26 protein-coding genes are annotated in these 25,714 nt (G+C 40.0%); 13 read left to right on the top strand and 13 right to left on the bottom strand.

What is annotated here, in order from left to right:
• The first annotated feature begins 620 nt into the window (after window positions 1-620).
• A complete protein-coding gene (locus tag IQ259_RS20285; RefSeq protein ID WP_193887803.1) occupies window positions 621-1,076 on the top strand; it encodes a response regulator in 456 nt (151 codons plus the stop codon).
• Between the two features lie 63 nt (window positions 1,077-1,139).
• Here the strand turns inward: IQ259_RS20285 and IQ259_RS20280 are convergent, their stop codons facing one another.
• The 4 genes from IQ259_RS20280 to IQ259_RS27805 form a co-directional block, all read right to left on the bottom strand.
• Entirely contained in the window at window positions 1,140-2,261 is a 1,122-nt protein-coding gene (locus IQ259_RS20280) for a hybrid sensor histidine kinase/response regulator (RefSeq protein ID WP_193887802.1), read from the bottom strand.
• A 26-nt stretch (window positions 2,262-2,287) separates the two neighbouring features.
• Window positions 2,288-3,622, bottom strand: coding sequence for an ATP-binding protein (locus IQ259_RS20275; RefSeq protein ID WP_193887801.1), 1,335 nt, complete (start codon window positions 3,620-3,622; stop codon window positions 2,288-2,290).
• Between the two features lie 273 nt (window positions 3,623-3,895).
• Entirely contained in the window at window positions 3,896-4,327 is a 432-nt protein-coding gene (locus IQ259_RS20270; protein WP_193887800.1) for a response regulator, read from the bottom strand.
• A 232-nt stretch (window positions 4,328-4,559) separates the two neighbouring features.
• Window positions 4,560-4,673: a hypothetical protein gene (locus IQ259_RS27805; protein WP_370568062.1), complete on the bottom strand. Its 114-nt coding sequence runs from the start codon at window positions 4,671-4,673 to the stop codon at window positions 4,560-4,562.
• Window positions 4,674-5,242: 569 nt separating this feature from the next.
• Here IQ259_RS27805 and IQ259_RS20265 point away from each other — a divergent pair.
• A complete protein-coding gene (locus IQ259_RS20265) occupies window positions 5,243-5,965 on the top strand; it encodes a response regulator transcription factor (protein ID WP_193887799.1) in 723 nt (240 codons plus the stop codon).
• Between the two features lie 67 nt (window positions 5,966-6,032).
• Here the strand turns inward: IQ259_RS20265 and IQ259_RS20260 are convergent, their stop codons facing one another.
• Window positions 6,033-7,379 carry a lipid-A-disaccharide synthase-related protein gene (locus IQ259_RS20260; protein WP_193887798.1) on the bottom strand — a complete coding sequence of 449 codons (1,347 nt, stop codon included), beginning with the start codon at window positions 7,377-7,379 and terminating at the stop codon, window positions 6,033-6,035.
• Between the two features lie 147 nt (window positions 7,380-7,526).
• On the opposite strand from IQ259_RS20260, the gene IQ259_RS20255 reads away from it, so the two are divergent.
• The 4 genes from IQ259_RS20255 to IQ259_RS20240 all read left to right on the top strand — a co-directional run bounded on the left by IQ259_RS20255 (window position 7,527) and on the right by IQ259_RS20240 (window position 10,867).
• Entirely contained in the window at window positions 7,527-9,557 is a 2,031-nt protein-coding gene (locus IQ259_RS20255) for an outer membrane protein assembly factor (protein ID WP_193887797.1), read from the top strand.
• A 71-nt stretch (window positions 9,558-9,628) separates the two neighbouring features.
• The gene (locus IQ259_RS20250; RefSeq protein ID WP_193887796.1) at window positions 9,629-10,045 is read left to right on the top strand and encodes an ester cyclase; all 417 of its coding nucleotides are present in this window, start codon (window positions 9,629-9,631) and stop codon (window positions 10,043-10,045) included.
• 199 nt (window positions 10,046-10,244) lie between these two features.
• Complete coding sequence (locus IQ259_RS20245; RefSeq protein WP_193887795.1) at window positions 10,245-10,460, top strand: hypothetical protein; 216 nt, start codon at window positions 10,245-10,247, stop codon at window positions 10,458-10,460.
• 2 nt (window positions 10,461-10,462) lie between these two features.
• The gene (locus IQ259_RS20240) at window positions 10,463-10,867 is read left to right on the top strand and encodes a type II toxin-antitoxin system VapC family toxin (protein WP_193887794.1); all 405 of its coding nucleotides are present in this window, start codon (window positions 10,463-10,465) and stop codon (window positions 10,865-10,867) included.
• Window positions 10,868-10,895: 28 nt separating this feature from the next.
• On the opposite strand, the gene IQ259_RS20235 is transcribed toward IQ259_RS20240, so the two are convergent.
• Complete coding sequence (locus IQ259_RS20235) at window positions 10,896-12,236, bottom strand: N-acetylmuramoyl-L-alanine amidase (RefSeq protein WP_193887793.1); 1,341 nt, start codon at window positions 12,234-12,236, stop codon at window positions 10,896-10,898.
• Between the two features lie 149 nt (window positions 12,237-12,385).
• Between IQ259_RS20235 and dnaG the strand changes: the two genes are divergently transcribed.
• The 4 genes from dnaG (at window position 12,386) to IQ259_RS20215 (ending at window position 18,088) form a co-directional block, all read left to right on the top strand.
• Window positions 12,386-14,287, top strand: coding sequence for a DNA primase (gene dnaG, locus IQ259_RS20230; protein WP_193887816.1), 1,902 nt, complete (start codon window positions 12,386-12,388; stop codon window positions 14,285-14,287).
• Window positions 14,288-14,493: 206 nt separating this feature from the next.
• The gene (thrB, locus tag IQ259_RS20225) at window positions 14,494-15,423 is read left to right on the top strand and encodes a homoserine kinase (RefSeq protein WP_193887792.1); all 930 of its coding nucleotides are present in this window, start codon (window positions 14,494-14,496) and stop codon (window positions 15,421-15,423) included.
• Between the two features lie 243 nt (window positions 15,424-15,666).
• Window positions 15,667-16,173 carry a hypothetical protein gene (locus IQ259_RS20220; protein WP_193887815.1) on the top strand — a complete coding sequence of 169 codons (507 nt, stop codon included), beginning with the start codon at window positions 15,667-15,669 and terminating at the stop codon, window positions 16,171-16,173.
• Window positions 16,174-16,474: 301 nt separating this feature from the next.
• Window positions 16,475-18,088: an NAD(P)H-quinone oxidoreductase subunit 4 gene (locus tag IQ259_RS20215; RefSeq protein ID WP_193887791.1), complete on the top strand. Its 1,614-nt coding sequence runs from the start codon at window positions 16,475-16,477 to the stop codon at window positions 18,086-18,088.
• Window positions 18,089-18,424: 336 nt separating this feature from the next.
• Here IQ259_RS20215 and IQ259_RS20210 read toward each other — a convergent pair whose 3' ends face one another.
• Window positions 18,425-18,721, bottom strand: coding sequence for a hypothetical protein (locus IQ259_RS20210; RefSeq protein WP_193887790.1), 297 nt, complete (start codon window positions 18,719-18,721; stop codon window positions 18,425-18,427).
• A gap of 237 nt (window positions 18,722-18,958) precedes the next feature.
• Window positions 18,959-19,270, bottom strand: coding sequence for a threonine dehydratase (locus tag IQ259_RS20205; RefSeq protein ID WP_193887789.1), 312 nt, complete (start codon window positions 19,268-19,270; stop codon window positions 18,959-18,961).
• A 330-nt stretch (window positions 19,271-19,600) separates the two neighbouring features.
• Between IQ259_RS20205 and IQ259_RS20200 the strand changes: the two genes are divergently transcribed.
• Window positions 19,601-19,819, top strand: a complete 219-nt coding sequence (locus IQ259_RS20200; RefSeq protein ID WP_193887814.1) for a hypothetical protein — start codon at window positions 19,601-19,603, stop codon at window positions 19,817-19,819.
• 366 nt (window positions 19,820-20,185) lie between these two features.
• Here the strand turns inward: IQ259_RS20200 and IQ259_RS20195 are convergent, their stop codons facing one another.
• On the bottom strand, window positions 20,186-20,686 hold the full coding sequence (locus tag IQ259_RS20195; protein WP_228014661.1) for a GNAT family N-acetyltransferase: 501 nt from the start codon (window positions 20,684-20,686) through the stop codon (window positions 20,186-20,188).
• A 450-nt stretch (window positions 20,687-21,136) separates the two neighbouring features.
• Between IQ259_RS20195 and IQ259_RS20190 the strand changes: the two genes are divergently transcribed.
• Both IQ259_RS20190 and IQ259_RS20185 read left to right on the top strand, forming a co-directional pair.
• The gene (locus tag IQ259_RS20190; RefSeq protein WP_193887817.1) at window positions 21,137-21,388 is read left to right on the top strand and encodes a hypothetical protein; all 252 of its coding nucleotides are present in this window, start codon (window positions 21,137-21,139) and stop codon (window positions 21,386-21,388) included.
• 545 nt (window positions 21,389-21,933) lie between these two features.
• Complete coding sequence (locus IQ259_RS20185) at window positions 21,934-22,266, top strand: hypothetical protein (RefSeq protein ID WP_193887787.1); 333 nt, start codon at window positions 21,934-21,936, stop codon at window positions 22,264-22,266.
• A gap of 122 nt (window positions 22,267-22,388) precedes the next feature.
• On the opposite strand, the gene ylqF is transcribed toward IQ259_RS20185, so the two are convergent.
• The 4 genes from ylqF to fdhD all read right to left on the bottom strand — a co-directional run bounded on the left by ylqF (window position 22,389) and on the right by fdhD (window position 25,116).
• Window positions 22,389-23,273 (bottom strand): ribosome biogenesis GTPase YlqF, encoded by an 885-nt coding sequence (gene ylqF / locus IQ259_RS20180; protein ID WP_193887786.1) that lies wholly within the window; start codon window positions 23,271-23,273, stop codon window positions 22,389-22,391.
• Window positions 23,274-23,355: 82 nt separating this feature from the next.
• Window positions 23,356-23,727, bottom strand: a complete 372-nt coding sequence (locus IQ259_RS20175; RefSeq protein WP_193887785.1) for a VOC family protein — start codon at window positions 23,725-23,727, stop codon at window positions 23,356-23,358.
• Entirely contained in the window at window positions 23,727-24,263 is a 537-nt protein-coding gene (locus IQ259_RS20170) for a VOC family protein (RefSeq protein ID WP_193887784.1), read from the bottom strand. Before IQ259_RS20170 ends, IQ259_RS20175 begins: the two co-directional genes overlap by 1 nt.
• A gap of 10 nt (window positions 24,264-24,273) precedes the next feature.
• Entirely contained in the window at window positions 24,274-25,116 is an 843-nt protein-coding gene (gene fdhD, locus IQ259_RS20165; protein ID WP_193887783.1) for a formate dehydrogenase accessory sulfurtransferase FdhD, read from the bottom strand.
• Window positions 25,117-25,714: the final 598 nt, after the last annotated feature.

Raw genomic sequence — 25,714 nt, 5'->3', positions numbered from 1 at the left:
TGAATTTTGTGATCAAGTTTTCAATCTCGTCCATTGTCTGATATTTCTGGTTTATCTGACTCATTGTGCATTATTGATTAAATTTTCGTTTTATAAATAAAATTAGATTGCTATGCTTATGTATTCCTGAAATTATGTGCAGTAACAAATCTATATTTTGAGTTTTTCCATTTTGAATAATTTTGTATTATATTTTACTACAAAAAGTAATGTTGTAGAGAGTCATGTATTAAATATTTTGAGACTAGCGGGGAAACACTAAAGTTCACAGTTAATTTGTTGTAGCTAATTTATTGCGATCGCCTGCAATATAGCCAAGCAACTATACTTATCAGTTTGTATCTTTAACTCTACCGAGAGTAGCTGCAACATGGACTATACAGTAATTTAGAATTTTTTATATCAAATTTTGATAAAGTTTTGCTAAAAAAATATGTAATTTTGCGTATAATCGAGAAGTATCTGCTCAAGCCATAAGACTAATATTTTTTCTGCCACTCAACTGTACAAAATTAAAATAAAAGCTAATTCTCAATCCGCTCCATCCTATCCCTTGGGGCATGACTCGTCTGCAATCTCAAAAAAGACGATAAATCCCCGTTGATTTTTCTGGAGAAAAGATGTATCTAGCACATTCATTTATCAGCGATGAAAAGCAGCAAAACTCTCAGCAGCCTTTAATTTTGGCAGTGGAAGATAATGATGATAATCTCTTGCTAATTAGTTATGCCCTTGAATCTCTTGGCTGTAAATTCATCTGTCAATCAGACAGTTCCTCAACGTTCTTAGTCGCTAAAGAGTATCAGCCAGACCTGATAATGTTAGATATTTTGTTACCTAGTCTAAGTGGAATTGAAGTTGTGCGTTATCTTAAACAAGATCCGCTAACTTATAAAATTCCAGTATTGGCAGTCACGGCTTTAGCCTCCAGAGAAGATCAAGAACGCATTCTGATGGCAGGGTTTGATGACTACATCAGCAAACCATTCCTGATTGAAGATTTAGAGAGGGTTGTTCGCCGTTTGTTACGGAAAAAACCAGAGCCTCGTTCAACTTATGAACTTTGTCAGGATTGAGACAGACAAAAGCAGTGGGGGCAGTAACTGCTACCCGATTTCTAATTGCCATTCCCCAGTCTTTTACATATTTTTTAATAATCGCACTGTAAATACACTACCCTTACCGAGTTCAGAGGCAACTGTAATGTTACCACCATGAGCTTCGGCAATGCGATGTGAGAGATGCAGCCCTAAGCCACTACCAGAACGTTTATTTCTGCCTTGACGAAACCGCTCGAAAATGCTTGCTTGGTCTTCAGGGGCGATGCCGTAACCTGTATCTTCAACGGCAATGATTACCCAATTTTTACCATTATTTGATGATTCGGAAATCCGAATTGTGATGCCGCCTGTATCAGTAAATTTAATGGCATTACCCAGGAGGTTGTTAAACACACGGCGTAATTCTAGAGCATCGCCCATAACTACACCAGGATCTGTTTGATTTTGGGCTAAAGCACTGATGTCTAATTTTACATTTAAATTCTTCTCACTGGCCAGTGGTGCTAATTCGCTCACTACTTCTTGAATTATTTCTGGCAAGTTGCAGACTTCATCATTAAAGGTCTTTTTCCCTGCGTCTAAACGATAAACTTCTAGCAAGGTATTGACCATTTGCATTAAGTTTTGGTTGCTGCGAATCATGACAGCGATCGCCTGTTTCATTTCCGGCGAAATCTGGCAAAATGTTTCTTGTTGAAACAAATCCAGCATTCGATCAGCGGCTACTAAGGGGGTGCGTAAATCGTGGGTAAGACGGGATACAAAGTCTTCCCTTTGGCGCGTCATTTTTTGCTGTTCATCTAAACTGTGCTTGAGCCGCATGAGCGATCGCACTCTCGCTAACAGTTCATCTGTATCAAAAGGTTTGCGAATAAAATCATCCGCACCAGCATCAAGTCCTTCGACAACGCTAGATTCATGAAAGGCCGTGATCAGCAGAATTGGAATATAACTTTTAATCGCTGGGTTCTGACGAATGCGACGGGTGACTTCATAACCGTCCATACCTGGCATCATTACGTCAAGCAGAATTAAATCAGGCGGAGATTGTTCAACGTGCTGTAAAGCTGATTTACCATTAGAAACTAAATCAATCTGATATCCTTCACTTTCTAAAATAGTCTGAACCAAAATCAGATTATCTTTAGTGTCATCAACAGCAAGAATTCGATCAATTTTGGGCTTTTCCACTACAGACATGATTAATCAATTTTTATGCTAGGGATTTATAGTTTTAAGTTAGGATACTTGGTTGATGTTGGGCGGGACTGGGGGGAAGATTGATGAGGGTTGTGAGCGGAGAAAAAAATATTTTCACCATCAACATTTAAAGCCGGGACTTTTCCGGCTTCGTCTGGGGATGATATTTGTCGGGGTAGTTCAACTTTGAACATCGAACCGATTCCTAGTTGACTCTCGATACAGATTGTGCCACCCATGATCCGCACTAAGGAATCGATAATTGCTAAACCCAATCCTGTACCAGGATATTTACGAGTGATACTTTGATCCACTTGGCGAAATGCTTCAAAAATGTGTTTGAAATCTTTGGTAGCTATACCAATACCTGTATCACGAACGGCGATCGCTACACGATTACCAGACAATTCTTTGACTTCTACCCAGATACTACCTGCTTCTGTAAACTTAATCGCATTCGATAGCAGATTCACTAAAATTTGGCGCACACGCACCGAGTCATTAAATATCCAAGGATTTTCTAAATTTATCTGCACTTGTAAAGATAACTTTTTTGCTTCCGCCAGCGATTGTATTTCAGCAATAGTCGCATTTACTACTGTTTTTAAATTGAATAACTCTGCTTTTAATTCTAGTCTTCCTGATTCCAACTTAGAAAAGTCGAGAACTTCATTTAATAGCATCAATAAATGTTTGCCATTATTCAGAATCCGTTCGATCATATCTCTTTGTTGATGTGTCAGTTGACCGAACTTAGGACGCAGTAATATTTGCGAAAACCCAATAATTGCATTCATGGGTGTACGTAACTCATGAGACATACTAGCCAAAAACTGAGTTTTTAGCCGCGATGCTTCGATTAACTTGAAGTTTTGCAGTTGAATTTGTTGTCGTTGTCTTTCTAGTTCTTGATTTTTGCGAATGAGTTGCTCGTGACTTTCTCTCAATTGTTGAAGTGCCAAACTTGCTTGCATTTCGGCGCGGTAGACTCGAATAGCATTACGTAAAACTTGTGCCAAAGTTTCTGATGATACACGAGATTTTGCCAGATAGTCTGTAGCGCCAGCTTTCATCAATTCGACAGCAATTTGTTCATCTCCCTGCGCGGTAAGAACTACTAAAGGAACTTTGATTTCCGATGCACGTAACCGATGAATTAGGGTCAAGCCATCCTGATCTGGTAAGCGATAGTCTAGGAAAACACAATCATAGGTGTTATTTTTTAAAGCGAGTAGTGCTTTATTACCATCACCAGCCTCAGACAGTTCCATTTTGACACCTGCTTGCATCAGCGCACGGCGTACTGCCATACGGTCTACTTCATCATCGTCTACAACCAAAATTCTCAGCGTTTCTTCCATCTGCTTTTATTTTCGCTGTCCAATACGGCTTCATGTATATCATTTCTTGTTTCAAGATATCCAAATAAAAGGTTTGAGATTCGAGTTAGAGGTTTGGATATAAAATTTTAAAAAAATATTGGGTTTTGGGGACGTTAGTATCTTCATTAATCAAATAATATCCCAATTTTGGATTTTTTTGAGCTTCAGGATTCTAAATCCTCAATTAGTGCGGATTACTTTACATTGGTCGATTTCCTCTCTTGAAAATATCTCCTATTAATCTCTGGTAAATTAAGGTATTTCACACAATATCCAGTATTTGTTCAGGATTGCCATCATCTCCACAAAGCTATTAAAAGTTACAGGTTTAAGGATATAGCCAGCAACATTTAAGTTGTAGGCTTCTACTCTATCTTGATCATGATTTGACGTAGTCATTACAACTACAGGAGTTATGTGTAATTTTGGATCAGAACGTAATTCTTGCAGAAATTCAATGCCACCCATTTTTGGCATATTTAGGTCTAGTAAAATCAAACGCCGTTCAGTTGGTATGCTTGGCAATTTACCATCATTACTCCGCAACATTGCCAGCGCTTCTAGACCATTACTAGCTAGATATATTGGATGGGTAATATTAACTTTCTTGAATGCCCGCTTGACATTTATGACATCAACTTCATCATCCTCCACTAGTAAGACATTAATGACTTTTTCTATCATGTTATTAAGAAATAATTCAATTTTGTCAAATAAGTCACTTATTAAGATGGTTTGATTATTAATATTGAGTTACTTCTTTATTTTATAAATAGTAATTACATATTAATAATCGTTAACTACCACAGCTATCATTAAGCTTACTATTATTGTAAATGAGCCAGCTAATACCTGTCCTCAGCCATTAGTGAGAGTTGTAAACAAATATTTTGTACCGTCAGCTTGTTGAGCAGTTTTACTCTGTCGATTGTTTATTCCAAGTAAAGTGAAAGCTGCTGCCAACACCTGAGTTTGAATCTAAAGTTATCGTACCCCCTGCTGTTTCGAGAATTTTTCTGACGATCGCCAAACCAATCTCTGGGCTTTTCTGACAATCCTGTGCTTATCAAGTTTGGAAGATTACAAAAACTTTCTGAATGATATTCTTGAGCAACCCCAATTCCGTCATCAAAAATGGTAATTTTATAGTAATTATATTGGTCTTGAACAGAGATTTTTATCTGACCATTAAGGCGCTAATGATCCTTGAGACAATTTTCAATAGTGAGTTCCTCTGTTTGTAGTTAGAACCATAGTCCTAGTTGTTTGTGTTAATGCAGCGTGGCGTGCTGTTGCGTAATATCAATAGATGAGCCATTATGAATTATTGCAATAAGTGATGGCTCCTAAAATCATGACTAAACACTGATTTAAATCTGAATTTGCCACAAATATTTCATATTTTATTGTATAATATCCATATATCTCAAGCTAGATATTTACATCTATTCCTTTGAAAAAAATTAAAATTTATACTTCTATCGGTGGATGCAATACCGTTGCAATATCATCTATCTTTAGATTGGAAAAATTAAATTGTGGAAAATTAACAAAAGCGCGGACTTTAGAGGACGCAGTCAAAGAAGAGTGAGTTTAGCAATGAACGAAATCAGCATTATTTTAATTGAGGATCATGATTTAACCAGAATGGGACTAAAAGCTGCATTGCAGTCTCATAGTGGTTTGAAAGTAATTGGGGAAGCGGCAAATGCCACCCAAGGGATGAAACTTTTAGAAACGGCCAAGCCAGATGTAGCAGTGGTAGATATTGGCTTGCCAGATATGGATGGGATTGAACTTACCCGCAAATTTCGGCGTTACCAAGCAGAGTCTGGGCAAACAGCCACCAAGATACTCATCTTGACAATGGATCATACAGAGGATGCAGTACTGGCGGCGTTTGCAGCTGGCGCAGACTCTTATTACATGAAAGAAACCAGCATTAGTAAGTTAACAGAGGCAATCCAAGCTACTCATGGTGGTAACTCGTGGATTGATCCCGCGATCGCCAACGTCGTGTTACGCAAGATGCGGCAAGGAATACCTGGTGAAAACCAAAAGGGTGATCAGCCCAAGACTGTGAAAATAGAAGCACTAGCGACAGAATACGAGCAAGTTCTAGAAACCTACCCCCTAACCCAACGAGAATTGGAAATTTTAGAATTAATCGTCGCTGGGTGCAGCAACGGTCAAATCGCCGAAAAACTCTACATCACTGTCGGTACAGTCAAAACCCACGTCCGCAACATCTTAAACAAACTCTGTGCCGATGACCGCACCCAAGCAGCAGTGCGTGCATTACGTTCTGGGTTAGTGGCATGAGGAACTGAAGGAAAGGAAGTCAAAAGGCAAAAGGTAAAAGAATGGAATCATCTTTTTACTTGACTAATTACCCCAACCTTTCGGTTAAACAATCGGCAATGCGCCGTGCAGCGCCTGGTTGACCCATTCGCCGCAAACCATTCTCAGCGATAACTTGTAACCTGTCAGGATTTTGCAGCAGCGATCGCATCATCTTCGCTGCATGTGTTGGCTGATCAATTAAAATTAAAGAGTTTCCTAAAAGACGGCTTTGAGCTTCCGCAAAGGCATAGTTATATTGTGGCCCTTTACCGGGAATAGCGATCGCAGGTTTACCTAAACCAACAAATTGTTCTGTAGCCGTCCCTGCCATTGCGATCGCCACATCTCCCAAATGTAAACAATCGTTATAAGATTGTTGAGAGAGCAGCAAATAGGCATGGCGTTGCTTAAAGATTAAAGTATTGGCATCAGGTAGAGAAATGGGAGATTCTGAGTGGGGTTGCCAACCTTGAACATCCAGAATTGAGGATAATTGGTTAGTATCGAGGCTAGGCGCGATCGCTGCTAAAAACACTACACTACCAGATGTATGCGCTACTAAATCTCGCTCCTGAAAACCAGCCAACAACGCAGACACAGCCTCCATAATCACTTGCCAATTGTGATAAGCCTCTGGTGGACGAGAACCAGGAAGAAGCGTCACAACTAATGGTCGCGCCATTTCTTGTTGTTGGAAATCAGCATTATAAAATCGTTGCTGCGGAACACTGGGTTCTAAACCATCCATCATCGGATTCCCCACATCAACAGCCGGAATCGCCCATTGTTTTAATATCTCCGTAGTCAAAGCATCCCTGAGAAACACCGCCCGACAACGGCGACGACTCATTAACCAACGTTCCCAAGGATGGTAAATAGAACCAGAAAAATTTTCCCAACGCGCAGATTTTGATTTCCGTGGTAGCAATCCCGTTTCATCCCGCACATAATATTCTGATTTCGCCGTGCCGACAAAAGCATAATTCGCTCCACTAAAAAACGCAAACAACAGCGGTACAATATCCCCCACAGCTAAAATCGCTCCCTGATTGCCAGATTTTTTCTGCGAACTCACCCAACGCCGCATAGCTTGAATTTGGCTAAGAGTTAACTGTACCAAACCGCCACGCACATCTCGCATCAGTTGACGGTTATCCATATATATAAAACCACCAGAAGGCATAGTACGCACTGAACCAATCACAGGAATACCCAACTGTTGATAAGCGTGTCCTTCCCCCACCAACGGTAAAGCAAAAATATCTGGTGGGTTTGATTGTTGCTGAAGTGCTTGCAAAATTCGGACTGCAATTATATCTTCGCCATGACCGTTACTTAAAACCAGTAAGCGTAACCGAGAACTTGCAGATGATGAACCAGAGGCTTGACTCATAAGAAACAAAACATCAATATTAACTGTCAGTTTGAGCAAGAGGTATAAATACACGGGGGTATGAATCGGCGACGTAGCTGGAAGTTAGTACTATCCCCATAACTCAACCTCATCACAACTAACTCCCAGTTAATTAGGCTTGATATTATGCAAATTTCTAAAACGGCAATCTTAACTTTAGCTACTTTAGCTGCTACTAGTAACATCACTCAACAAGCGGTAGCCGCAACAACTAACTCGACGAACGAGACGAAAAAAGACGTAGTAGTTCCCGTAATTGAAGAAACGCCCATACGAATAGAGGCAATTTCATCACCGGAAACCATCGTTGTTCCCCAATTTTCCCAAAATCCCACAGGCATTAACAAAAATTCCCCCGTAGTACTTACTCCAGTCAATCAGGACAATACTACCGTTAAACTCGCCTCATCCCTACCCACAGACAATAATTTAGTAGTCACAGCTACAGATATACAAATAGTGGGTGCGACTCCCGAATTGCAGGAAATTATTCGCAGAGTTATTAAAACCCAGACTGGGGGAGACACCAGCCAAAACCAGTTACAACAGGATGTATCAGCGATTTTAGAGACTGGTTTATTTACCAGTGCCAACGTCAATAGCCGCAGCACAGCAACAGGATTGAGTGTAACGTATCAGGTGCAACCAGTGGTAGTGCGATCGCTACAACTTTCTGGAGCAAAGGCACTGACTTATCAAGTAGTTCTCCAACGTTTCCAACCCCAATTCGGTAGCACCATCAGTCCCGCCGGACTGCAACAAGCCGTGGAACAGGTAAACAAATGGTACACCGACAATGGTTATAACTTGGCACGGGTGCTATCAATTAAACCCAGCCGCGAGGGAATTCTTAACATTAACGTAGCCGAAGGTTTGGTAGGTGATATTAAATTTCGCTTTGTCAACGACGAAAATCAAACTGTTGATAGCAAAGGTAATCCTGTTAGTGGACGCACCAAACCAGATTTTTTACGGCAACAAATCCAACTCAAATCAGGGCAAATCTTTCAAGAAAAGCTAGTCCAACAAGACATCCAACAACTATATCGCACAGGCTTATTTTCTAGTGTGAATGTTGCTTTAGAAGGAGATGCAACTAAATTAGATTTAGTTTATGAATTGAAAGAGAATGGAGCGCGGGCAATTAATTTGGGTGGTAGTTATAACGCTGATTTAGGATTAGTTGGAACCGTAAATTATCAAGACCAAAATGTTGCAGGTAAGAACAATATTTTAAATCTAAATATTGGGTTAAGTAGCCGTGATTTGCAGTTTGATGGTAAAGTTATCAGTCCTTATCGTGAAAATAATCCCGATCGCCTAGGTTACACCGTCAACGGCTTCCGTCGCCAAGAACTTTCTGAAACCTTTGATGACACCATCAAGTTAGCTAACGGCGATAAAGTGCGCGAAGGCCAGATTGGCGGTAGTGTCAGCTTGCAAAGACCAATTGATGGCTGGGATGCTTCATTAGGATTAAATTATACCCACACCACAATCCGCGATCGCCAAGGTAATATTAACGCAACAGATGCCCAAGGTAATCCCCTATCTGCTAGTGGTACAGGGATTGATGACTTGACTACCGTATCTTTCACCGCCGCCAAAGACCAAAGAAATAACCCTCTTAATCCGACTCAAGGTTCCTTACTGAAATTGAGTACAGAACATTCTATACCTATCGGTCAAGGCAATATTTCCCTCAATCGTGTCACAGCCAATTACAGCCAATACGTACCAGTCAAGGTATATGACAGTAAGCAACCGCAAGTATTTGCCCTCAATGTCCAAGCCGGTACTGTCATTGGGGATTTACCACCCTACGAAGCCTTTAATTTAGGTGGTTCCAATTCTGTGCGTGGTTACGATGCTGGAGATGTAGGTAGTGGCCGCAGTTACGTTTTAGCTTCCGCAGAATACCGCTTCCCCATCGTACCCATAGTTGGAGGTGTGTTATTCGCCGACTTCGGCACAGACTTAGGTTCTGGTAGCACTGTCTTGGGAGATCCAGCCGGTGCGCGTGATAAACCAGGTTACGGTTTTGGTTACGGCGCTGGAGTGCGTTTAGATTCGCCCCTGGGGTTAATTCGGGCTGACTACGGCATTAACGACCAAGGAGAAAGTAAAGTGCATCTAGGCATAGGACAGCGATTTTAACAGTGTTTACTCTTGACTCTGGTTGGATATGACGGTATTTAAATGCTTAATACACTGTTATCACTCAAATCATGTCTACCGAACAAAACAAAGCGATCGCCCTAGAATTCTACCAAGCCTTTGACAATGGAAGTGTTGAACAAGCCAAAAGAGTCATAGCAGCGAATTTTATCGCCCACACAACAGGCGCATCGGAACCTCTCGATTTAGACGGCTTTATAGAATATGGATTGATGATGCGTTCTGCCTTTCCTGATGGTAAGCACACATTTGCAGACGTGATTGTTGAGAATGATAAAGTCGTTACCCGTGGCATATTCAGCGGTACTCATCAGGGAGAATTGTTAGGTTTTTCTCCCACAGGCCAGCAAGTTGCATTTTCAGTCATGCACATCGACCACATTATTGATGGCAAAGTCGTCGAACACTGGGGACAAGCCGATATCATGGCATTGATGCAACAACTTGGTATTCTTCCTCCTATGTAAGCAACTCTAACTCTGCATGATTTTGCGTTTAACAAATTCTTATATTAATCTGGCTGGTTCATATAACCGTTGCACTATATCAATAACTTAACTTTGACTGGTTTTTACTATGTTCTAACCAGCCTTATATTTTATAAGAAATAGTATAAAATAACAGTCCATAAGACATGGGTTAAAATTCATTTAGGAGGTCATATCTATGTTAAAAACAATTCAAGGAACTTATAAAAACGGCAAAATTGAATTAGATGAAATACCGCAAGGCATTACCGAAAGCCAAGTCTTTGTAACTTTCTTAGAAACCAAAACCACAACTTGGCCAAAAACAATCATGGAATATCAAGGTGTAGAAGAGAACATCATCTTTGAATCATATCGAGATGAACTTTTACCACCGAAAGAAATCGAACTTTAGTTATGGTTTATCTACTAGATACTTGCGTAATTAGTGATTTTGTCAAAGGAGAAACAAATACCCTCAACCGATTAAAATCAACATCTAGTGCTGAGATTTTTGTTTCCTCTCTAACAGTTATGGAAGTGAAGTATGGATTAGCTATTAATCCACAACGCGCCGTTAAAATTCAATCTATTATTGAAACTTTATTAAGCTCAATTACAATTTTACCTTTTGACTCCAAAGAAGCAGAACAAGCCGCCCAAATTAGAAGCTTGCTCAAACTAGCAGGCTTACCGATAGGTGCTTATGATGTACTAATCGCAGCCACAGCAGTAGTCAATAACCGCATTTTGGTTACATCTAATGTCCGAGAATTTCAAAGAGTACCTGATTTACAAATTGAAAATTGGCGTTCTGCTTGAATAGCGATCGCCTGTTGACTAACATTATTCATATATCATATAACCGTTGCAGCATAGCTGTAATCTTCGCACCATAGTCTAAATCTGCTGACCAACGACCGGAAAGTTGGCTGATTGAGGGTGCAATTCCACGGGTGACAAAGCGAAATCTTGGGTCAACAACTTCATTGACCAAAGGTTCTAAACTGGCATAAGCTTTTAAATGTTGAATATGCGCCCTGACTCCAATTCTGGCACTTTCAAAGGATGCAGCCGCTGCACCGCCACCAATACTACCAAGTCCGGCAAAATTATTTTGTTCTGGTCGAATATCACCGCCAAAGCGTAAAAATCCGGTTTCTACACACATTTGGCAGAAAGCAATATCGTAATTTACACCTTCGGTTGTGGCTTCTTCTCGATAGAGTTTTGGTAAATCTGGAAACTTTACCAAAGCATTCTCATTGTTATTTCTCAGAAATAGTTGCAACTGTACTTCTGAGGTATTACCACGAGAGATAATTTGATCCATTTGACCGGGGCAAATCACTAAAATAGAACGTAAGTTAACAGTGCGTGTTCCTGCATCCCAACTGACGGAAATATTAAAACTACGTAGTTCTATGGCTTTAACATATACTACTCTACGGTAAGTAATGCGGTTGACATTCGGTGCTTTTGTTAGATCAATCCGCAAGCGATCAACTAAATCAATGGGGATGTAAGCATTACCATTAACTAGTATTCCTTGTTCTTGGTAGTTCTGCCCGTTGATGTTGATATTTATAGATGGATAAGTTTGTTCTATAGGCGTTCCCGGTGTGGGATCTATAACACGACTCCAAGATGCTAATCCATCGGCAATACCCAAAGCAAAATCGCGGCGACGGTTTTGCAGCAATGCGCGATCGTCAGGACTGCTGAGGAATCCGACTTGCATTAATAATGAAGGCAGTGTAGTTTGGCGACAGAATGCTAAACTTCCCAAGCCACTATCTGTATCTGGTTTGACTCCACGATTGGGTAATTGGGGAACACGACGCAACAATCCTACCAAAAGCAGTTCACCATTACTTCTACGCTCACTATTATTAGCAATGTAAAATACACTAGCCCCACGCACAGTCGGACTGCTGGCTGAATCAGCATGAATTTCTAGGGCGACATCACCCCGACGACTACGAGAATTGATCCAAGCGATGGTTTCAGCAGCACTTAAATCGTCAGGAACTGCCAAAATTTCAAAAGTCCGCGATCGCAATTCTGTCACAATCAAATCCCGCAGCAGAATCATTTCTCTGGCTTCGGTTGTTCCACCTGCGATCGAACCTGGATCGATTCCTCCCGTTTCTCTGCCTCCGTGAGCCGCCGAAATAAAAATACGCCCCATCTTCAGTATTTCCTCTTATAAAATCAAGGGTAAGCAATTCTATACATAATTTTTCGTCTAGCAACAAGAATATAATAGCTATCAGAATCCTTTTGTCGTTTGTCCTTTGTTATTTCTCCAAACTTAATGGCTATTAACTCTTGACCATCATGCAAATTCCCCGCTTGCACCCAGACACAATTGAGGAAATTAAACAACGTGCTGACATTGTGGATGTGATCTCAGAACACGTAGTTTTACGCAAGCGTGGTAAAGATTTTGTCGGTTTGTGTCCGTTTCATAATGAGAAAAGTCCTAGCTTTACAGTCAGCCAGAGTAAGCAAATGTATTATTGCTTCGGCTGTCAAGCTGGTGGAAATGCCATTAAATTTTTGATGGATTTGGGGAAACAATCGTTTACAGAAGTAGTGCTGGATTTAGCACGGCGTTATCAAGTTTCTGTACAAACTCTAGAACCTGAGCAAAGACAGGAATTACAGCGTCAGTTGTCATTGCATGAACAATTATATGAAGTTCTGGCGGCAACAGCCCATTTTTATCAACACGCCCTGCGGCAAACTCAGGCGCAAAAAGCGATGCAGTATTTACTTTCTAACCGTCAACTTAAGGAAGAAACAATTCAGCAGTTTGGTTTGGGTTACGCCCCCGCAGGTTGGGAAACGCTGTACCGCTATTTGGTGGAAAATAAACATTACCCAGTGCAACTTGTAGAAAAAGCAGGATTAATTAAGCCGCGTAAAGAAAGCGGCGGTTATTATGATGTATTTCGCGATCGCCTGATCATTCCCATCCGCGATATTCAAGGGCGAGTCATAGCTTTTGGTGGTAGAACTTTAACAGATGAGCAACCAAAATATCTCAATTCACCAGAAACAGAACTGTTTAGTAAAGGTAAAACTTTATTCGCCATCGACTTAGCCAAAACTGGGATTGCTCAATTAGATCAAGCTGTGGTAGTGGAAGGATATTTTGATGCGATCGCTCTCCACGCTGCTGGTATTAATAACGCTGTCGCCTCTCTCGGTACAGCCCTGAGTTTAGAACAAGTCCGCTTGGTATTACGTTACACCGACTCTAAACAGTTAGTTCTCAACTTTGATGCAGATAAAGCTGGGACAAATGCGGCGGAAAGAGCGATCGGCGAAATTGCTGATTTAGCATACAAAGGCGAAGTCCAACTCAAAATTCTCAATATCCCCGATGGTAAAGATGCTGATGAATACTTGCACAGTCATAGTGCAGAAGATTATGGGCAACTATTGGCAAATGCTCCACTGTGGCTAGATTGGCAGATTCAACAAATTACCAAAGACCGCGACTTAAAACAGGCTACCGATTTTCAACAGGTAACTCAGGAGATAGTAAAGTTACTTAAAAATATAGCGAATAATGATACGCGCAACTATTACATTGGGCGCTGCGCCGAAATTCTCAGTTTGGGCGATACAAACCTGATATCCTTACGAGCAGAAAATCTGTTAACTCAAATTGCGCCTGCGGCTACGTACCGTCAATCAATACCTTTACGAAAACAGAAATATATAGATGACCAACAAAAAAATACTACATCAGAAGGTAGTCTTTTAGAATTGGCAGAGGCTTTGTTACTACGGATTCATCTTCACTGTCCTGAACAACGTCAAGGGATTTTGAATGAACTAGAGGCACGAAATTTAGAATTGAGTTTTTCTCATCACCGCTTTTTATGGCAACAGATTTTAAACTTTACCCATGAGCAAGTTGATTTAATATCGAGTCTGCAAGATAAATATTTAGAATTAGCTGAAGATTTAGGACTGATTTCTCATCTGTTTCATTTAAGTGAGAAAACTGAGAAAGACATACAGCGTGCTCCTCATGTAATTCAAGCTGCACTTGCTTGTATGGAAATGGTGATGCGAGAAAAACGCCGTCGTCACTTCGAGGAACTATGGATACAAACTGGTTCTGAATTATATGGAGAAAATTTCCAATCCGAAAAACGGCTGTGTTTAGAATTAGACAAACAGCGTTGTGTTTCCATAGAAGAAGTACTGAAATATAGTAACTAAAGTATCAGAACTCGATCGCCTGCGGCAGTTTTCACTCACTGATTTGCTATAAGTTGCTTTGGCTATTGGGACTGAGAAAGAAGTTTTACTAAAATGGCTCATATATGCAGTTTTAAAAACCATAACTTGCAGCAATTAGCAAGACTCTTGAGCAAATCAACCCTTTACGTGGGATGCTAATTGATTGGTTAGGTGAGTATTTGCAGATGTCTGTTATTTCTTCTGTCACGGTTAAGGTTCCCGCTACAACAGCTAATTTGGGGCCGGGTTTTGATTGCATCGGTGCAGCTTTGACGTTTTGTAACCAGTTTAAATTTACACGCTTGGATGACGGCAGTTTAACTATTCATGTCACAGGTGCAGAAGCGGAACGAGTGCAAACTGATGAAAGTAATTTACTTTATCAGGCGTTTTTGAAGTTATATCAATATATAGATCAGACACCGCCACCTGTAGAAATTGAGATTGATTTGGGTGTACCACTGGCGAGGGGTTTAGGTAGTTCAGCAACAGCAATTGTTGGCGGTTTGGTGGCGGCGAATCAACTGGCGGGTGAACTTCTATCTCAGGTGCAGGTGATGGAGTTAGCGATCGCAATGGAAGGACATCCTGATAATGTAGTTCCAGCTTTGGTGGGGGGATGTCGTCTGGCTGCTACTAGTGATGTTGGTTGGGAAATTTGTGATGTTCCTTGGCATGAAGATATTGTCCCAGTAGTAGCAATTCCTAATTTTGAATTGTCTACCTCAGAGGCGCGGCGCGTTTTACCAACGGAATTTAGTCGTGCAGATGCAATTTTCAATACCGCCCATTTAGGATTATTGTTACGCGGTTTAGAAACTGGTAAGAGAGAATGGCTAAGGGCGGCTTTACAAGATAAGTTGCATCAGCCTTATCGTAAAGCTTTGATTCCTGGTTACGATGCTGTCAATGCAGCGGCGGTGGCGGCTGGTGCTTATGGCATGGTGATTAGTGGTGCGGGGCCGACGCTGTTGGCTTTAGCTGATGTGGCGCATTCCCAAGCTGTAGAGTTAGCAATGGTTACAGCCTGGAAAGACACAGGTATTGATGCCGTTGTGCGATCGCTTTCTTTAAACACCCAAGGCACAACGTATGAAATAGAGGTTAGAGATTAGGGATTAGTATTTTCACTCAAAACTCAGCACTTTATACCAATTCTCTAAAATTAGGCAACACATTCAAACCCCACAACCCAGACTAAATCAGAGTTTCTTAATTACGAATTACGTTAGCGAGTCCGCGTACTCCTACGGAGAAGCAAGCCTTCGACTGAGTTCATGCCGAAGTCTACGCTTTTAGCGTCTCGTAGAGAGCGTCATTACGAATTACGAATTACGAATTACGAATTGGTATTAACTATGGAGCAGATTCAGTCCGAGATCGCAGCACTCAAGTCTCAAATTCAAGTTCTTCAGCAAGAACGCGCTGCTCTCACTATTAATAATGTGATATCTGGCGATAATTCACCTTCAGCAATTGTTGAAGCTTACCGCCGCCAAGCGAGAGAAAATCCCCAACTCTCGGCTGAACTCAAAGGTATAGATGATGCGATCGCAGCTTTAGCAGCCCAGCTACAGTACAAACACACTGAATTAGCTCGTTTGCAAGTTGAGTCCAAACAACTCACCATACAGCAGCAGCTAGAAGAAGCGAAAAAGGTAGCGCAGGTTCATGCCGAGCGCATTAACGAACTTGCAGGTGAACTAGCAAGCGAAATCCGCCTGTTGAAAGCATCTGCCGATTATCTCAGTCCTTTATATTGGCAGGTTTATTACAAGCCCTTTATTACGGGATTCAAGACGATCTCTGTTCCCTATGTCCGCTCTGATGGGGATGTGTGGACAATTGTCAACCGCATCGTGTAGAATCCCACCCAAAATCTTATGGGTAAAAACAGCTTTTAGGCAGACGATAAGTGAAAATTTGTAACGGTGGCATGAGCCACCTTTTTTATTGACGTTACAAAACTTTGTATTTAGAATGGACTTGCCATTAAACTTGATGAGTATTTATTCCTGTTAGTCGTCAAAATTGACGAATTGATGAGTATATATTCTCACCAAAAACTAAAATTTAATTTTCTGGAGATAAATTACGTTTACAAAAGTACGAATTCCTTAATATAATGTAATTAAAAGCGAAAACAAAAAACGATTGTCAGAAGTGATGAATGCTATGGAATTTCCCTGGCTGACAGCCATAATTCTCTTTCCCCTGGTGGCAACCTTAGCCATCCCCATAATTCCAGACAAAGAAGGAAAAACAGTCCGGTGGTATGGTTTAGGAGTAGCGATCGCGGATTTTACTTTAATGATTTATGCCTTCTGGCATAACTACGATTTTCAAAGCTCAACCTACCAATTTGTCGAAAAATACTCTTGGGTTCCACAAATCGGTTTAAATTGGTCTGTAGCAGTTGATGGCTTGTCGATGCCACTAATCTTGCTCACAGGCTTAATCAACACCCTCGCAATCTTCGCGGCTTGGAAAGTTACCAACAAGCCGCGATTGTTTTATGGATTGATGTTGGTGATGTACAGCGCCCAGTTGGGTGTGTTTTTAGCCCAAGACTTGCTCTTGTTCTTCCTCATGTGGGAAATCGAGCTAGTTCCCGTATACCTGCTAATTTCGATCTGGGGTGGTGCAAAGCGCCGTTATGCTGCTACCAAGTTTATTCTTTATACTGCTGCTGCCTCAATATTTATCCTCATAGCAGGTTTTGCGATGGCATTCTATGGAGATACTGTCACCTTTGATATGGCATCTCTGGGAATGAAACAATATCCCAAAGCCTTTGAATTATTAGTTTACGCTGGTTTCTTAATTGCCTTTGGTGTAAAGTTGCCGATTTTTCCTTTGCACACCTGGCTACCCGATGCTCATGGTGAAGCATCCGCACCCGGTTCAATGATTTTGGCTGGTGTGTTGTTGAAGATGGGTGGTTACGCCCTAATCCGCTTCAATATTGAAATGTTGCCTAATGCCCATGTTGCTTTTGCCCCAGTTTTAGCCATCTTGGGTGTGGTCAACATTGTCTACGGTGCTTGTTGCGCCTTTGCTCAAACCAACCTCAAACGCCGCTTGGCTTACTCTTCCATTGCTCACATGGGGTTTGTGCTAATTGGTTTAGCTTCCTATACAGAAATAGGCATTAGTGGAGCCATGTTACAAATGGTTTCCCACGGCTTGATTGCTGCCAGCTTATTCTTCCTGTCTGGTGTAACTTACGAACGCACCCACACCTTGATGATGGATAAAATGGGTGGCATGGGTAAAGTAATGCCCAGAACCTTCGCGCTTTACACTGCTGGTGCAATGGCTTCTCTCGCCTTACCTGGGATGAGCGGCTTCGTCGGAGAATTGATGGTGTTCCTCGGTATCGCTACCAGTGACGTTTACAGTTCCAGCTTCAAGATTGTAGTTGTGCTACTGTCAGCAGTGGGTGTAATTTTGACACCAATTTACCTACTGTCCATGCTCCGCCAAGTGTTCTACGGTAAGCAAAGTGAAGAGTTACATCTAGATGCTGTCGTCAATGATGTTAACCCTCGTGAGTTATTTATTACAGCTTGTTTACTACTTCCCATCATCGGCATCGGTTTCTATCCCAAACTAGCAACGCAGACTTATGATGTGAAAACAGTAGAAGTAGCTATTCACGCTCGCCAAGTACTACCAGTTGTGGCGCGTCAACAGCCGACAAGTCTGTACTCTCAAATTTTTACAGCGCCAACCGTGGCTACTGCTCCAGTTGAAAATTTAGTTAATATTTCAAAATAAATATATATCCTAACTAAGGATGTATAAAGTAAATTCTAATCAGAGGGGAATATGGGGGTGGTTGCAAAACTACCCCTTAAATTTTGCCCATTATTCTGGATTGGTGCGATCGCGTAAGCTAAGATATGCACAAATCGGTAATTATAGCAACAACCAACGTGATTAAGATATGAACAGATGATCAAACCTAGATAAAAAAAGACTTTTAACCCTGTCACCTGTCACCTGTCACCTGTCACCTCTCCCCTCTCCCCTGCTATATAAATTAAGCCAAGACAAATAGTGCCTTGACTTTATCTGTGAGTATTTGGTTTAACTAGATTAAGAGCTAGAGGTTTATGATTGTTCCTCTGGAGACTCTTCAGAGATTTGTTCCGATTCAGTTTCCGGTTCCTGTTTGGTAATGACTGGAGCTTTTACGGGTTTCGGCCCACGTGCTAGTGCAGGATTAACCTGCTGTTTGATTTCATCCTTGGAAGATTCTTTTTTTCTTTTGCCAGAAGAGCGATTGTAGCTAGAATTTGAGCTTTTAGGATGAGATTCAATAGAAGGCGCAGAATCAGAATTTCCTGAATTATTGTCAGTATTTGCTTGAGACTGACGTTCCGATTTCTTAATTGGGCGTTCTACCATTGTTAATTGTTAAAAATTTACTTGTATAGTATATCTGTTTGCTGATTATCAAACTAATAAGTAGCATTTTTCAGGAAATTTCGTTGTTACTTCGCATACAAATGAGTATAAATACTGAAATATACTGCTTTTAAAGATAATCTCTAATATGAAAGCTAATTGAAACCCTTTTAGAGACGTTGCGATGCAACGTCTCTACATTCAAATTCATGCCACAATTCAGCAACACCTGATTTTTTAGTTCTTTTTGACATCACGAGCCATGTTGAGGTAATAGTCCTCTACTTTGGCCTTAGAACGACGACGGGTAGTTGTAGGAATTTCAGAAGTAGTATTCTGATCTATTTTTGTTGGTTTTTCATCTGAAGCTCGCTGAATAGTTTGCGCCGCATCAGATTCCAAGTAATAAACGGAGCTACTAAATCCGAAAAGCTTGGCAAAAAAGCCAAAAATATTGCTGATAAAACTCAAAAAAGCTTTGAAAACAACGGAAAAATAGCCTTCAAGGCGAATAAATAAGTTCCGAATCACTTGAATTAGACGATCCATAGCAGCACCCCCTATGATTGCCTACTATCATTGTGACCTAATTTCATCATGATTCAGAACTTACCCGCAAAAATCGTCTCTTGAAAGTAGTGCAAGTCTTTTTGCTGAGAATCATCAGCGATCGCTAGTGCAGCAAACCTACATTTGTGAGTTTACAGTACTCTTCCATAGGTAAGAGTACCAAAGGTGGATTGTCAAAATCTTCAGATGTATCTTTTGGTAGTTTAGTCAATAGCATGAAATATTTATTAATATAGGTGTAAATCAGTGTCAGAAGTCAAAAAGTTCTCATTTGCAGATATTGGATTTTTCGCCATCGGAGTAGAAAAAATGAAAGAGCAACAAACATCAGACTCTCAGGAGTTCGTAGGCAATCTCAAGAATGGGATTTGGCTATTTGGCATATCATCTTGGTTATTTGGCATTACCGATCGCAGTATTGCTTCATTTGCAGACGGCTATCTGTCTGCTTTAGATTTAACGCAGCTATTTACCGCGGCCACGTTCTTTGTGGCGTGGCTATTTTTAAAACCGACATCCAGAGTTTAAGGCGTTTTCCATGCACAGCATTCACCTAAAGCTGCTATCAGAACCTTTGTTTGATTAATGGGCGCTCATTTTTTTAAGTTTCCGGGGTAGATCACTTTTTCTAATAATGGAAGGTATTTCAAAGGTGCATCTATATTTCAGGTTAATTCTGAGATGTGACAGAATTACCCTGGTTTTAATGAGACATGTTTAATTGAGGCGCTTATTTTTTACACCTTTGTTAGTTACTAAGTAGGTAGGTGTTAAAAATTGTCGTTATGACAAGGCAGGAGGCAGGAGGCAGAAGGCAGAAGGGAAGAGGTTTTCAAGCTACTTTACTTTCCGTTACATAGTTCGGTTTATTTGCACCTTTCTACTTAACTATTTTTAAACTTTCAAACGATAAAATAAATGAGGTAAATCTGCGTAGATAATATCATACTCATATTTAAATCCTAGCTTTTCTATAACTCTCTTTGAAGCTAAATTAGTTGTGAGAGTAAAACAAACTATATCCTGCAATCCAAGTAAATCAAACCCAATTTTTAGGATTTTTTCACTCATTTCTGTTGCCAATCCTTTTCCCCAGAATTTAGCCATCAGAGCGTAAGCTAATTCCACTTCATCGTGACCCTCTACATCAGTTTGTCGCAGACCTGCACGACCGACAAACTCATTACTTATTTTGTCTCGAAACACCCATAATCCAAATCCATAACGCTGCCAATGATGCAAGTTATTGAAGATAAATAGCCGTGTTTCTTGATCAGAACGAACACCGCCTAAAGTTGCCATAACTTGTGCGTCTTGATGCATATAATGTAGTTCATTCAAATGCTGAAATTGAAGACGTTCAGCAAGTAGTCGATCGGTAAAGAAAGTTTCCATAAATTGCATTTTTTACGAAATAAAACTTAATAATACAGCAAAATCAGAAAAGTATAGATTACTACGACAAATCTAGGACATTTAAGAAAAATATAAATAACAACTGTAAAATTACTGAATTCTGCTTTGGCTTATCAAGATTATTTAATCTAAAAGAATCTGTATTTTATGTTACTAATACATTTAAATATTATCACTTATAAATATCTTGTGTTTTTAATAAAATACAGTTGCTAGATAGTAAATTTTGATGAGCCAAAAATGAGTTTATTACTTAAGGAGCTATGTATAAATATTACAAAAAATTGACTAATATTATTTTCCTCACAGGTTTCTCATATTTCATGGCTATCCTCGTAAGTATAGACAGTTATTTGAATGACAACAGTTTTATCAAGCGGCTGTCTTGATTTTAAAACCAACCTTTATATCACCTAATTTTAGAAAAATATGAATTACTGTCCTTGCTGCTCTGGAGTACTTTTACAACATGTGCGCGGTTCTGAAATTGCTTGGTTTTGCCGCCACTGCTGGCAAGATATGCCTGTATTGACTTGTAATCGTTCTGATTTGCTAGAAGAAGTTGTTAGAGAAAAAATATTTAGTAAACCTGATCTTCGAGAAAACATTCAAGCAACAAATTATATCAGTCGACACAAAAAAATAACCGGCTGGATAGGAGTCAAGGATGCGCTAGGTTGAGGTGATGTCTAGTAACAAACCCTAATTTTCTCCGTAGGAGTACGTCGCTAATACAACTAACAGAAACTACCAGTCCTCAATACTTTGCATTTACGTATCAGTCTTGCATCTTTGACTTTATAGCACCTTAAGTTGATACACCCTTTGCATCTGCTATCAAAGATTACAAGTAAAATATCAAACAACAATTGTTATCTTTTTTGATTCAAGCAACTTTAACCTTTAGTAAATTTTCTGATACTACTGTAAATTTAATTACTTCTAGCAATATCTGCAAAAATCAGAACAGAATAACCTTTGGTAAATGCTGGAATAATTATGACTATGCCAAGCAATAGCAGGTTGATTATTATATACAAGTATAAATATCAGCCTGCTAAACCTTTTTTAAATTAAGTAAAAGCACTGTTTTATGTGTTTTCACACTTAGCATAATATTTAGCTGGCTGCAAAACATTGTGCTGACATCAGAGTATCTAAAAATTTCACAATTTTATGCAGTAGATATTTGATAAATAGTTCAATAGCTTTCAGGAGGATTTACAGTGATTCAAATACAAGTGACTTTAGTTATTGGCTATCTACTGATGACATGCTATTTTTTTAGTACTTGGCTGAGATTTTCTCTACGTAATCCAACATCTTCTCCCGAAGAGAAATTTTTATCTTTTGTCATGTCTTTAATCACAATTATCTTCTGGCCTTTAATTATTCCCATGTCTTGTTGGGAAATAATTAAAAAACGCCAACTAGAATTTAATCACTTGATTCCTGTTATTTTGGCAATGTTTGCTTTCAGTATTTCATACTATCTGAGTTATCTTTATGAACACCGCTTTTGCTCGTATAATTTATTCTGTTCTTACCCATTATCATAGATAAATTAGTAGTGGAAAGCTTGATTATTCTAAGAGTTTTTAGCAATTTTATAGTGTCTTATTTTTTATTTTTATTTAAAGTGCTACTCACCTGCTACTCAAAAAGTGCTGAAAATGCCTGTTTATAGGTTAGGTGGTAATTCCAAAGGAATTGTCCCCAATAAACCTTTACGATAATCTGTTAAAAGTTTTCTAGCAGTGCGTTCGACATCACCCGTGTAACGATGTTCTGCCAAAATTTCTAAATATGATTCTCCTGTGTAGGGCGTAGAGTCGAGTTCATAGCGTAACTGTAGTGGCGACTCTGGTAACAAATTATTCGCTGTGATGTGAATTTCATTCAGGAAATCTACTAATGCTGATGCTACGAGTTGATTATCGTAAGATGCTTGACCGATGTCATCGCAAATCGCTAGTTTCAAGGCTGCGGCTTGATTTTCTAATCTGGAAGGAATGACACCAGGCGCATCGAGTAATTCTAACTGTTCAGATATACGCACCCAGCGCAAGCTACGAGTAACACCCGGACGCGCTGCACTTTCTACCACGCGTCGTCCTAAAAGGCGGTTAATTAATGCTGATTTACCAACATTGGGAAAACCAATCACCACAGCCCGGACAGGACGAGGTAACATTCCACGATCGCATCTTTTTTTATTCAGTTCGACTCCAGCAGCTTGAGCGGCTTTAGCAATAGCAGTTACACCTTGACCCTGCTGGGCATTGGTAAAATAAGGCACTTCTCCTTGACTTCTAAACCAATCTATCCATAGCGATCGCACTTGTGGTGTAATCATATCTAAGCGGTTCAATACTAAAATCCGCGTTTTGTTTCCCACCCATTCCCCCATTTGTGGATGGTTCGTCGCCAAGGGAATTCTTGCATCGCGGACTTCTAAAACTACATCTACTAACTTTAGCTGTTCTTTAAGATTCTTTTCCGCCTTGGCAATATGACCGGGATACCATTGGATGAGGTTTAATTTATAGTTGTTCGTGATAGCCATAGAAAAAAGTATGAAGTGTAAAGTATGAAGTATGAAGTATTAATGACAAAGGACAAATGGCCATTATTTCAGCACTCAGCACTTATTTAGCTTGATGCAGAATCAGACGATTACCTTCAGGATCGTAAGCATAAATTTCGCGTCCGTGGGAAGCAATGGAGATTTCGCCGGTTGGAGGATAACCCAAATTTGTGAGATGAGCGATCGCAACTTCTAAGTTACTCACCTCTAAGCACAAACTTATCTTACTTTTAGTTGAGTTTTCAAATTCTAACTCGTGACTTTTTTTAGGTTGAAAAATACCCAATCGCATACCCATCAGTTCAAACTCTGCATAAACATTAGGAATCACAGTAACGGGATGTTCGCTGAACAATTGGGTATAGAAATTAACTAAAGTTTCTAGATTAACAGTTGCGATCGCCACGAATGCTTCAGTATATCGCAAAACCATTACTTTGCTGTAGTTGGTTGATGTTGCAAATCTCTTACTGGATCACCCAAAGTACGCAGATTTGAGGCAAACTCTAGTAAAATGCCATCTGGATCAAAGAAATAAATCGACGAAATAAACGTACTTTCATCAGGTTCAGGAACAAACCCAGAAGGAACATCAGCGTGATGTAAAACCGGAGTTACTTCCACACCTTGAGCAACCAATTTGTCTCTGTACTCCGCTATTTTTTCTACAGGGACATTAAACGCCAAATGGTTTAATGAACCGTGTGCTGTGGCTATATTACCAGTTTGCCAACCATCAGGGCTGACAGATGCAACACCGGGTGCGGCTTGTGGTGCATTGGGAAACCAGAAAAAAGCCAAAGCATCACCGTTACCAATATCAAAAAAGAAGTGCTGTCCACCATCAGGTAGGGCAATGGTTTTAATCAGCTTCAAGCCTAGCGTGTTAGTGTAAAAATCAACTGTTCGCGCCATATCTTTACAGACTAAAGCGATATGATTGATTCCCTGGATTTGAAACTCCGTCATAATTCTTCTCTTATTCAGAAATACTCAGCCTTTCCCATCCAGTATAAATATTGAAGCGTTCCCCACGCAGAAATCCAATTAAAGTAATCCCAAATTCTTGGGCGACAAACACCGCTAAACTGCTAGGCGCGGAAACAGAACAAACAATAGGAACTCCAGCTACTACAGATTTTTGCAATATCTCAAAACTAGAACGTCCGCTCACCATGACAATATGATTACTGAATGGTAACTCGTTACTCAGCAAAGCTCTACCAATCAACTTATCTAAAGCATTGTGACGACCAACATCTTCTTGCAGATGCAACATTTTTCCTTGAGCATCAAATACAGCCGCAGCGTGTAAACCTCCCGTTGCAGTGAAGATACCTTGATGCGATCGCAACTTTTCAGATAAGCTATAAATAATCTCAGGCTTGACTGTTAAATTTGAAGTAATTTTCGCATAACCCTGCAAACGTAAAGCTTCAATACTAGCTTTACCACAAACTCCACAAGCGCTATTAGTATAAAAGTGACGTTCCAAAGGCTGTAAATTTGGATTGATACCCATCTGTAATTGCACATTAATAATGTTATAACGCTGCTCACCATCAACAGATTCATCTGTACAGTAACTCATTTTTTGGATATCTTCTTTATTCCTAATCACACCTTCACTGAAGAGAAAACCAGCCGCTAATTCAAAATCTGCACCTGGCGTTCGCATGGTTATAGCTACTGTGCGCGATGGAGATGTCAAACGAATTTCTAAAGGTTCTTCGGTAGTTAGTTGGTCTTGTCGCAGGCATTTTTCACCATTCTCGACTACCCAAACTTGCGCTTTAGTTTTGCTATTATTGGGGGTTTTCATTAATTACTATAATAATGACATTAAGTAGGGTAGGCAAAAAGCGGTGTGGATGTTACTCCCGCTTTATTGATGTTGTGTTACGACAATCTCAGGACTTGAGTTCTAGAGGATGTTTTAAAACTCTTAAAGTATACTAAAAACCCCTCTCTAAACCTCTTCTCTAAACGGAGCTATGGTGTACACAAAAGTCTATTCGTCAGTAATTAGTTAATGGGTTGGAGATTAGGTTTGAGAGAAAATTGTACACCGCGTTACGTTACAAACATCATTTTAGAGATAAGTAGAAAGGTGCAAATAAACCGAACTATGTAACGGAAAGTAAAGTACTTGAAAACCTCTTCCCTTCTGCCTTCTGCCCTCTGCCTCCTGCCTTGTCATAACGACAATTTTTAAGGGACTTCCAGAGAATAAAATATACAACTTATGAAAATGATAATCATTCCGGTGGGGGGAAGGGAAAGGTTGCCGTTAGCAACCTTTCCCTTCCCTTTTTGTAGTAAATTCAATGATGATTCGATTTTGGATGTGCATAGGTGTCAATGGAATTAACAGATTCACTAAAGCATTTGTTGAAGGAAACTGCACAGCAATTAAAAGG

The organism is Fortiea sp. LEGE XX443, from assembly GCF_015206815.1.
Taxonomy (GTDB): Bacteria; Cyanobacteriota; Cyanobacteriia; order Cyanobacteriales; family Nostocaceae; genus Nostoc_B.
The sequence above is the reverse complement of the archived record's forward strand: the minus strand, read 5'-3'. Positions and strand labels throughout refer to the sequence as shown.

What these genes read in the sequence shown, in the direction of transcription:
- IQ259_RS20175 (WP_193887785.1), bottom strand. Translation starts at nt 23,727, where the DNA reads ATGGTTTTGCGATATACTGAAGCATTCGTGGCGATCGCAACTGTTAAT.
- fdhD (WP_193887783.1), bottom strand. Translation starts at nt 25,116, where the DNA reads ATGAAAACCCCCAATAATAGCAAAACTAAAGCGCAAGTTTGGGTAGTC.
- IQ259_RS20200 (WP_193887814.1), top strand. Translation starts at nt 19,601, where the DNA reads ATGAAAGAGCAACAAACATCAGACTCTCAGGAGTTCGTAGGCAATCTC.
- IQ259_RS20260 (WP_193887798.1), bottom strand. Translation starts at nt 7,379, where the DNA reads ATGAGTCAAGCCTCTGGTTCATCATCTGCAAGTTCTCGGTTACGCTTA.
- IQ259_RS20250 (WP_193887796.1), top strand. Translation starts at nt 9,629, where the DNA reads ATGTCTACCGAACAAAACAAAGCGATCGCCCTAGAATTCTACCAAGCC.
- IQ259_RS20245 (WP_193887795.1), top strand. Translation starts at nt 10,245, where the DNA reads ATGTTAAAAACAATTCAAGGAACTTATAAAAACGGCAAAATTGAATTA.
- IQ259_RS20280 (WP_193887802.1), bottom strand. Translation starts at nt 2,261, where the DNA reads ATGTCTGTAGTGGAAAAGCCCAAAATTGATCGAATTCTTGCTGTTGAT.
- IQ259_RS20190 (WP_193887817.1), top strand. Translation starts at nt 21,137, where the DNA reads ATGAATTACTGTCCTTGCTGCTCTGGAGTACTTTTACAACATGTGCGC.
- IQ259_RS20240 (WP_193887794.1), top strand. Translation starts at nt 10,463, where the DNA reads ATGGTTTATCTACTAGATACTTGCGTAATTAGTGATTTTGTCAAAGGA.
- IQ259_RS20285 (WP_193887803.1), top strand. Translation starts at nt 621, where the DNA reads ATGTATCTAGCACATTCATTTATCAGCGATGAAAAGCAGCAAAACTCT.
- IQ259_RS20210 (WP_193887790.1), bottom strand. Translation starts at nt 18,721, where the DNA reads ATGGTAGAACGCCCAATTAAGAAATCGGAACGTCAGTCTCAAGCAAAT.
- IQ259_RS20205 (WP_193887789.1), bottom strand. Translation starts at nt 19,270, where the DNA reads ATGGATCGTCTAATTCAAGTGATTCGGAACTTATTTATTCGCCTTGAA.
- thrB (WP_193887792.1), top strand. Translation starts at nt 14,494, where the DNA reads ATGTCTGTTATTTCTTCTGTCACGGTTAAGGTTCCCGCTACAACAGCT.
- IQ259_RS20275 (WP_193887801.1), bottom strand. Translation starts at nt 3,622, where the DNA reads ATGGAAGAAACGCTGAGAATTTTGGTTGTAGACGATGATGAAGTAGAC.
- IQ259_RS20235 (WP_193887793.1), bottom strand. Translation starts at nt 12,236, where the DNA reads ATGGGGCGTATTTTTATTTCGGCGGCTCACGGAGGCAGAGAAACGGGA.
- dnaG (WP_193887816.1), top strand. Translation starts at nt 12,386, where the DNA reads ATGCAAATTCCCCGCTTGCACCCAGACACAATTGAGGAAATTAAACAA.
- ylqF (WP_193887786.1), bottom strand. Translation starts at nt 23,273, where the DNA reads ATGGCTATCACGAACAACTATAAATTAAACCTCATCCAATGGTATCCC.
- IQ259_RS20265 (WP_193887799.1), top strand. Translation starts at nt 5,243, where the DNA reads ATGAACGAAATCAGCATTATTTTAATTGAGGATCATGATTTAACCAGA.
- IQ259_RS20220 (WP_193887815.1), top strand. Translation starts at nt 15,667, where the DNA reads ATGGAGCAGATTCAGTCCGAGATCGCAGCACTCAAGTCTCAAATTCAA.
- IQ259_RS20195 (WP_228014661.1), bottom strand. Translation starts at nt 20,686, where the DNA reads ATGGAAACTTTCTTTACCGATCGACTACTTGCTGAACGTCTTCAATTT.
- IQ259_RS20170 (WP_193887784.1), bottom strand. Translation starts at nt 24,263, where the DNA reads ATGACGGAGTTTCAAATCCAGGGAATCAATCATATCGCTTTAGTCTGT.
- IQ259_RS20215 (WP_193887791.1), top strand. Translation starts at nt 16,475, where the DNA reads ATGAATGCTATGGAATTTCCCTGGCTGACAGCCATAATTCTCTTTCCC.
- IQ259_RS20255 (WP_193887797.1), top strand. Translation starts at nt 7,527, where the DNA reads ATGCAAATTTCTAAAACGGCAATCTTAACTTTAGCTACTTTAGCTGCT.
- IQ259_RS20270 (WP_193887800.1), bottom strand. Translation starts at nt 4,327, where the DNA reads ATGATAGAAAAAGTCATTAATGTCTTACTAGTGGAGGATGATGAAGTT.